The sequence below is a fragment of the Mesorhizobium sp. 1M-11 genome (assembly GCF_001303895.1).
In the GTDB taxonomy this organism is placed as follows: Bacteria; Pseudomonadota; Alphaproteobacteria; order Rhizobiales; family Rhizobiaceae; genus Mesorhizobium.
Window position 1 is genome coordinate 1 of sequence record NZ_LJSD01000042.1, and the last position, 6457, is coordinate 6457.

Genomic DNA, 6457 nt, shown 5'->3' on the forward strand with positions numbered 1-6457 from the left:
GCTACGACCGCGCCTCCGGTCGGGTGATCGTCGATCTGGAGAACGGTTGCACCTTCGCCTTTCCTCCCCGTCTGGCGCAGGGGCTTGAGGCCGCGTCCGACGACCAGCTCGCCGCCGTCGAAATCCTTGGCCGGGGCTACGGGCTGCATTGGGAGGAATTGGACGTTGACCTTTCCCTGCCGGGCCTGATGGCCGGTATCTTCGGCACCAAGGCATGGATGGCCCGCCGTGCCGGCCAGACGACCTCGGTTGCCAAGGCCGCCGCCGCTCGTGCGAACGGGGCGAAGGGCGGCCGTCCGCGCAAGACGGCGAATCGGTAAAGACCTGATCGTTCCTGATCCAGCGACTGGCCTTGAGGCCAGAAGATACAATCCATCCTATTTGCCGCCGATGACCGCCGATCCCCGCGCGCGCTTAGATACTTGTTGAATCAGCCCGACTTCGGGCTCTTTTAATCGACCCCGTTGCGGGGACTGTCTGTCGCGCCCCGTGAAGGAACGGGGCCGGGATGACTGCCACTCACCACAAGCCGGAAGCGATCGCGCGTGGCGCGCGCATGCTGCGCACCGCGCTCGGCCCCGCCATCGCGCGCTATCTCGAAGACCCCGTTGTCGTCGAGGTGATGCTGAATCCCGATGGCCGGATTTGGGTGGACCGGCTGTCCGAAGGTCTGGCCGATACGGGCGAGAGGATGTCGCCTGCCGACGGCGAGCGCATCGTGCGCCTGGTCGCGCACCATGTTGGCGCGGAGGTGCATGCGCGTTCGCCGCGCGTCTCGGCTGAGTTGCCTGAGAGCGGTGAACGGTTCGAAGGCCTGTTGCCTCCTGTTGTAGCTGCGCCCGCCTTCGCCATCCGCAAGCCGGCGGTCGCCGTGTTCACGCTCGACGACTATGTGGCTGCCGGCATCATGACCGTCGACCAGGCCGCGACGCTGCGCGCGGCCGTCACTTCCCGCGCGAACATCCTTGTGGCGGGCGGCACCTCGACCGGCAAGACCACGCTGACCAACGCGCTACTGGCCGAGGTGGCGAAGGGCGCGGATCGCGTCGTCATCATCGAGGATACGCGCGAACTGCAATGCCGCGCGGAAAACCTCGTCTCCATGCGGACGAAAGACGGCGTGGCGACGCTATCGGATTTGGTCCGGTCTTCGCTGCGCCTGCGCCCCGACCGCATCCCCATCGGCGAGGTGCGCGGCTCCGAAGCGCTTGACCTTCTGAAAGCGTGGGGCACCGGCCATCCGGGCGGCATCGGAACTATCCATGCCGGTTCCGGCATCGGCGCGCTCCGCCGCCTTGAACAGCTCATCCAAGAGGCCGTCGTCACGGTCCCGCGCGCCCTGATCGCGGAGACCATCGACCTTGTTGCCGTCCTTGCCGGGCGCGGTTCGGCGCGCCGGCTCGCCGAACTCGCCCACGTCGAAGGGCTCGGCCCGGACGGCGACTACCGCATCACCACAGCCACACCGAACACAGGAGCCCCGTCATGATCCGCACACTCTCGCGCGGTTATCGCGCCATCGCGACCACCGCAACAACGCTCACCATCAGCATCATGTTCGCGCCGGCCGCCCATGCTTCCGGCTCGTCGATGCCGTGGGAACAGCCACTCGAAAAAATTCTCCAGTCGATCGAAGGGCCGGTCTCCAAGATCATCGCCGTCATCATCATTATCGTGACCGGCCTGACGCTTGCGTTTGGCGACACGAGCGGAGGTTTTCGCAGGCTGATCCAGATCGTGTTCGGCCTGTCGATCGCGTTCGCGGCGTCGAGCTTCTTCCTGTCGTTCTTCTCGTTTGGCGGCGGGGCTCTGGTCTGATGGCGGCCGCTTTCGAACAGCTCGACGCTGTGCCCGGATTCTCGGTCCCGGTCCATCGCGCGCTGACCGAGCACATCATGCTCGGCGGCGCTCCGCGCTCCATCGCGATCATGAACGGCACGCTGGCCGGCGCGGTCGGCCTTGGCCTGCGCCTCTGGCTGGTCGGGTTGGCGATATGGGCCATCGGTCATTTTGCGGCCGTCTGGGCAGCGAAGCGCGATCCGCTCTTTGTCGAAGTCGGGCGGCGGCACCTGCGCATCCCCGGACATCTCGCGGTCTGAGGAACACGGCCATGATGAACCTCGCCGAATATCGCCGCACCGCTTCTCGCCTTGCCGACTATCTGCCCTGGGCCGCGCTGGTCGGCCCCGGCGTCGTGCTGAACAAGGATGGCAGCGTCCAGCGAACAGCGCGCTTTCGCGGGCCCGATCTTGATTCCGCCGTCGCGGCCGAGCTGGTCGCGGTCGCCGGCCGCATCAACAACGCCTTTCGCCGCTTGGGCTCGGGCTGGAGCATTTTTGTCGAGGCGCAGCGGCACGAGGCCGCGACCTATCCGCAGAGCACCTTCCCCGATCCGGCTTCCGCGCTGGTCGATGCCGAGCGCAAGGCCGACTTCGAGGAAGAAGGCGCGCATTTTGTATCGAGCTATTTCCTGACCGTCCTCTATCTGCCGCCGGCCGAAGAAGCCGCGCGCACCGAAGCCTGGCTCTATGAGGGGCGCGAACGGTCCGGCGCCGATCCCCATGAAGTGCTGCGCGCCTTCACCGATCGCACCGACCGCGTGCTCGCATTGCTCGACGGCTTCATGCCGGAGTGCGCGTGGCTCAGTGACAGCGAAACGCTGACCTATCTGCACTCAACGGTCTCCACCAAGCGCCATCGCGTCCGCGTTCCCGAGACGCCGATCTACCTGGACGCGCTGCTGGCCGACCAGCCGCTGACCGGCGGGCTGGAGCCGCGGCTTGGCGACCAGCATCTGCGCATCCTGACCATCGTCGGCTTTCCCACCAGCACCACGCCCGGCCTGCTCGACGATCTCAATCGGCTGGCCTTTCCGTATCGCTGGTCAACGCGCGCGATCCTGCTCGACAAGACCGACGCGACGAGGCTGCTGACGAAGATCAGGCGGCAATGGTTTGCCAAGCGCAAGAGCATCGCTGCGATTTTGAAAGAGGTGATGACCAACGAGCAATCCGTGCTCGTGGACACGGACGCGGCGAACAAGGCGGCCGACGCCGACATGGCCTTGCAAGAACTCGGCGCCGATGTCGCCGGCATGGCCTACGTCACGGCCACCATCACGGTCTGGGACACCGATCCGCGCCTTGCCGACGAGAAGCTGCGTCTGGTCGAGAAGGTCATCCAGGGCCGCGACTTCACGGCCATGGTCGAGACGGTCAATGCAGTTGATGCCTGGCTCGGCTCGCTGCCCGGACATGCCTACGCCAATGTCCGCCAGCCGCCCATCAGCACTTTGAATCTCGCTCACATGATTCCGCTGTCGGCGGTGTGGGCGGGGCCGGAACGGGACGAGCACTTCGGCGCACCCGCGCTACTCTATGGCAGGACCGAAGGCTCAACCCCGTTCCGGTTTTCTCTTCACGTTGGCGATGTCGGCCATACGCTCGTCGTCGGCCCGACCGGCGCAGGCAAGTCCGTGCTGCTGGCGCTCATGGCGCTCCAGTTCCGGCGCTACGAGAGAAGCCAGGTTTTCGCTTTTGACTTCGGCGGCTCCATCCGCGCCACCGCGTTGGCGATGGCGGGTGATTGGCATGATCTTGGCGGCGGGCTGACCGAGGGTTCGGACGCGTCCGTATCGCTCCAGCCGCTCGCGCGCATCCATGACACCTATGAACGCGCCTGGGCCGCCGACTGGATCGTGGCGATCCTGATGCGTGAAGGCGTCCAGATCACGCCGGAAGCCAAGGAGCATATCTGGACGGCGCTGACCTCGCTCGCCTCCGCCCCGGTCGAGGAACGCACCATCACCGGCTTGTGCGTGCTGCTCCAGTCGAACGACTTGAAGCAGGCACTGCGTCCGTTCTGCGTCGGCGGTCCCTATGGCCGGCTGCTCGACGCGGAATCCGAATATCTGGGCTCCGCCGACGTGCAGGCGTTCGAGATCGAGGGCCTTGTGGGCACCGGAGCCGCGCCCGCCGTGCTCGCCTATCTCTTCCACCGGATCGGCGACAGGTTAGACGGACGGCCGACGCTGCTCATCATCGATGAAGGCTGGCTTGCGCTGGACGACGAAGGCTTCGCGGGTCAGTTGCGAGAGTGGTTGAAGACGTTGAGGAAAAAGAACGCCTCCGTCATCTTCGCCACGCAGTCGCTGTCCGACATCGACAACTCGCCCATCGCCCCGGCCATCATCGAAAGCTGCCCGACACGGCTGTTGCTGCCGAACGAACGCGCCATCGAGCCGCAGATCACGGCGATATATCGCCGCTTCGGCTTGAACGACAGGCAGATTGAGATTCTGGCAAGGGCGACGCCCAAGCGGGATTATTACTGCCAATCGCGGCGCGGCAACCGCCTGTTCGAGCTGGGGCTGTCCGAAGTCGGCCTCACGCTTTGCGCCGCGTCCTCCAAATCCGACCAGACACTGATCGCGCAGATCATAGCCGAACACGGCCGCGAAAACTTTCTCACGGCATGGCTCGCCGCCCGCGATGTCGGTTGGGCCGTCGATCTCATTCCCAACCTCACGAACAAGGAGATGTCCTCATGACCCTGCGCCGCTCCCGCGCAGCGCGGCTCGCCGTCGCACTGCTGTCCGCCCCCGTCGCGCTGGCGCCGATGCTGGCGCCACCGGCCCACGCCATCATCGTGTTCGATCCGTCGAACTATGCGCAAAACGTGCTGACCGCCGCGCGTTCGCTGGAGCAGATCACCCACCAGATCACCAGTCTGCAAAATCAAGCGCAGATGCTTATCAATCAGGCCCGCAATCTGGCAAGCCTGCCGTATTCGGCGCTCCAGCAGATTCAGCAGAACGTCCAGCGCACCCAACAGCTTTTGAGCCGAGCGCAGAACATCGCCTTCAACGTGCAGCAGATCGACCAGGCATTCCAGCAGCAATACGGCAATGTCTCACTGTCGGCGTCCGACCAGCAGCTTGTCACCGATGCGCGCTCGCGCTGGCAGAACACGGTCGGCGGTTTGCAGGACGCCATGCGCGTGCAAGCCGGCGTCGTCGGCAACATCGACACCAACCGCACGCAGATGTCGACGCTCGTCAGCCAGAGCCAGGGCGCGACCGGCGCGCTGCAAGCCACGCAGGCCGGCAATCAAATCCTGGCCGTTCAGTCGCAACAGCTCTCCGACCTGATCGCGGTCATTTCGGCCAATGGCCGCGCGAGCGCGCTGACCGATGCCGAGCGCACGACCGCTGCCGCGCAGGGGCGCGAGCAACGTCGCCGCTTTCTGACGCCCGGCAACGGCTACCAGCCCGGTAACGCGCAGATGTTCAACAGCGGCAACTGACGGTCAGAGGGGGAGCATCGCCATGGACGGAAAGCTGCTGGCCCGCATCGGCGCAATCGTGTTCGTCGCCATCGCCATCACGGCAACGGCGATCGAGATGACGCGCAAGGATGAACCACCTGCATCGCCGCCGGCGCGTCTCGTCCAGCCCCAGCACGACCCGCTGCGCGAAGGTCAGCGCCGGTGCCAGCAGCTTGGGCAGAAGGCGGCCGACGATGCGCAATGCCTGCGCGTCTGGGCCGAGACCCGCGACCGCTTTCTCGGCCGGACGACTGCGCCCGCATCGCCGTCCTCCGGTGAAGGACGGTGACGCATGGGCGGCAGCGGCGTCATCGACAGTTTTCTCGGCACCTTCACCCGCTACATTGACAGCGGGTTCGGTCTTCTCGGCGGCGAAGTCGCGTTCATCGCCACCACGCTGATCGTCATCGACGTGACGCTCGCCGCGCTGTTCTGGAGCTGGGGTGCGGACGACGACATTATCGCACGGCTGGTCAAGAAGACGCTGTTCGTCGGTGTCTTCGCTTACTTGATTTCCAATTGGAATAGCCTTGCGAAGATCGTCTTCGAGAGCTTTGCCGGCCTCGGCCTGAAGGCAAGCGGCACGGGTTTCTCCACTCAGGATCTGATGCGGCCCGGAAAGGTAGCTCAGACCGGACTCGACGCCGCCCGGCCGCTGCTCGACTCCATCTCCGATCTGATGGGCTGGATCGCGTTCTTCGAGAACTTCATCCAGATCGCGTGCCTGCTGTTCGCCTGGGCACTGGTCATCCTCGCCTTCTTCATTCTCAGCGTCCAACTGTTTGTGACGCTCATCGAATTCAAGTTGTCCACCTTGGCCGGCTTCGTGCTGATCCCGTTCGGCCTGTTCGGCAAAACCGCCTTCATGGCCGAGCGCGTGCTTGGCAACGTCATCTCCTCCGGCATCAAGGTGCTGGTGCTTGCCGTCGTCATCGGCATCGGCTCGACGCTGTTCAGCCAGTTCACACAAGGTTTCGGCGGTCGAACGCCGTCGATCGACGACGCCATGGCCATCGTGCTGGCCGCGTTGTCGCTGCTTGGTCTGGGGATATTCGGTCCAGGCATCGCCAACGGCCTCGTATCGGGCGGTCCGCAGCTCGGCGCTGGCGCGGCGGTCGGCACCGGGCTCACC

At 65.2% G+C, this 6457-nt stretch carries 8 protein-coding genes; all 8 read left to right on the top strand.

What is annotated here, in order from left to right; all coding sequences use genetic code 11:
- Positions 1–320: DUF2442 domain-containing protein (locus tag AO692_RS18160; protein WP_054311468.1), on the top strand; the 320-nt coding region annotated here is incomplete at its 5' end.
- 188 nt (positions 321–508) lie between these two features.
- Positions 509–1489: a P-type conjugative transfer ATPase TrbB gene (gene trbB, locus AO692_RS18165; protein WP_054311469.1), complete on the top strand. Its 981-nt coding sequence runs from the start codon at positions 509–511 to the stop codon at positions 1487–1489.
- On the top strand, positions 1486–1818 hold the full coding sequence (locus AO692_RS18170) for a TrbC/VirB2 family protein (RefSeq protein WP_054311470.1): 333 nt from the start codon (positions 1486–1488) through the stop codon (positions 1816–1818). The genes trbB and AO692_RS18170 overlap by 4 nt, the downstream gene beginning before the upstream one ends.
- A complete protein-coding gene (locus AO692_RS18175; protein ID WP_054311471.1) occupies positions 1818–2099 on the top strand; it encodes a VirB3 family type IV secretion system protein in 282 nt (93 codons plus the stop codon). Before AO692_RS18170 ends, AO692_RS18175 begins: the two co-directional genes overlap by 1 nt.
- A gap of 11 nt (positions 2100–2110) precedes the next feature.
- Positions 2111–4549, top strand: coding sequence for a conjugal transfer protein TrbE (gene trbE / locus AO692_RS18180; RefSeq protein WP_054311472.1), 2439 nt, complete (start codon positions 2111–2113; stop codon positions 4547–4549).
- Entirely contained in the window at positions 4546–5304 is a 759-nt protein-coding gene (gene trbJ / locus AO692_RS18185) for a P-type conjugative transfer protein TrbJ (protein WP_054311473.1), read from the top strand. The genes trbE and trbJ overlap by 4 nt, the downstream gene beginning before the upstream one ends.
- Positions 5305–5326: 22 nt before the next feature.
- A complete protein-coding gene (trbK-alt, locus tag AO692_RS18190; RefSeq protein ID WP_054311474.1) occupies positions 5327–5614 on the top strand; it encodes a putative entry exclusion protein TrbK-alt in 288 nt (95 codons plus the stop codon).
- A gap of 3 nt (positions 5615–5617) precedes the next feature.
- A partial coding sequence (trbL, locus tag AO692_RS18195; protein WP_082407432.1) for a P-type conjugative transfer protein TrbL occupies positions 5618–6457 on the top strand: 840 nt, incomplete at its 3' end.

Excerpts from the sequence above, each read along its gene's own strand:
- trbJ (WP_054311473.1), top strand. The coding sequence starts at position 4,546 with ATGACCCTGCGCCGCTCCCGCGCAGCGCGGCTCGCCGTCGCACTGCTG.
- AO692_RS18170 (WP_054311470.1), top strand. The coding sequence starts at position 1,486 with ATGATCCGCACACTCTCGCGCGGTTATCGCGCCATCGCGACCACCGCA.
- AO692_RS18175 (WP_054311471.1), top strand. The coding sequence starts at position 1,818 with ATGGCGGCCGCTTTCGAACAGCTCGACGCTGTGCCCGGATTCTCGGTC.
- trbK-alt (WP_054311474.1), top strand. The coding sequence starts at position 5,327 with ATGGACGGAAAGCTGCTGGCCCGCATCGGCGCAATCGTGTTCGTCGCC.
- trbB (WP_054311469.1), top strand. The coding sequence starts at position 509 with ATGACTGCCACTCACCACAAGCCGGAAGCGATCGCGCGTGGCGCGCGC.
- trbE (WP_054311472.1), top strand. The coding sequence starts at position 2,111 with ATGATGAACCTCGCCGAATATCGCCGCACCGCTTCTCGCCTTGCCGAC.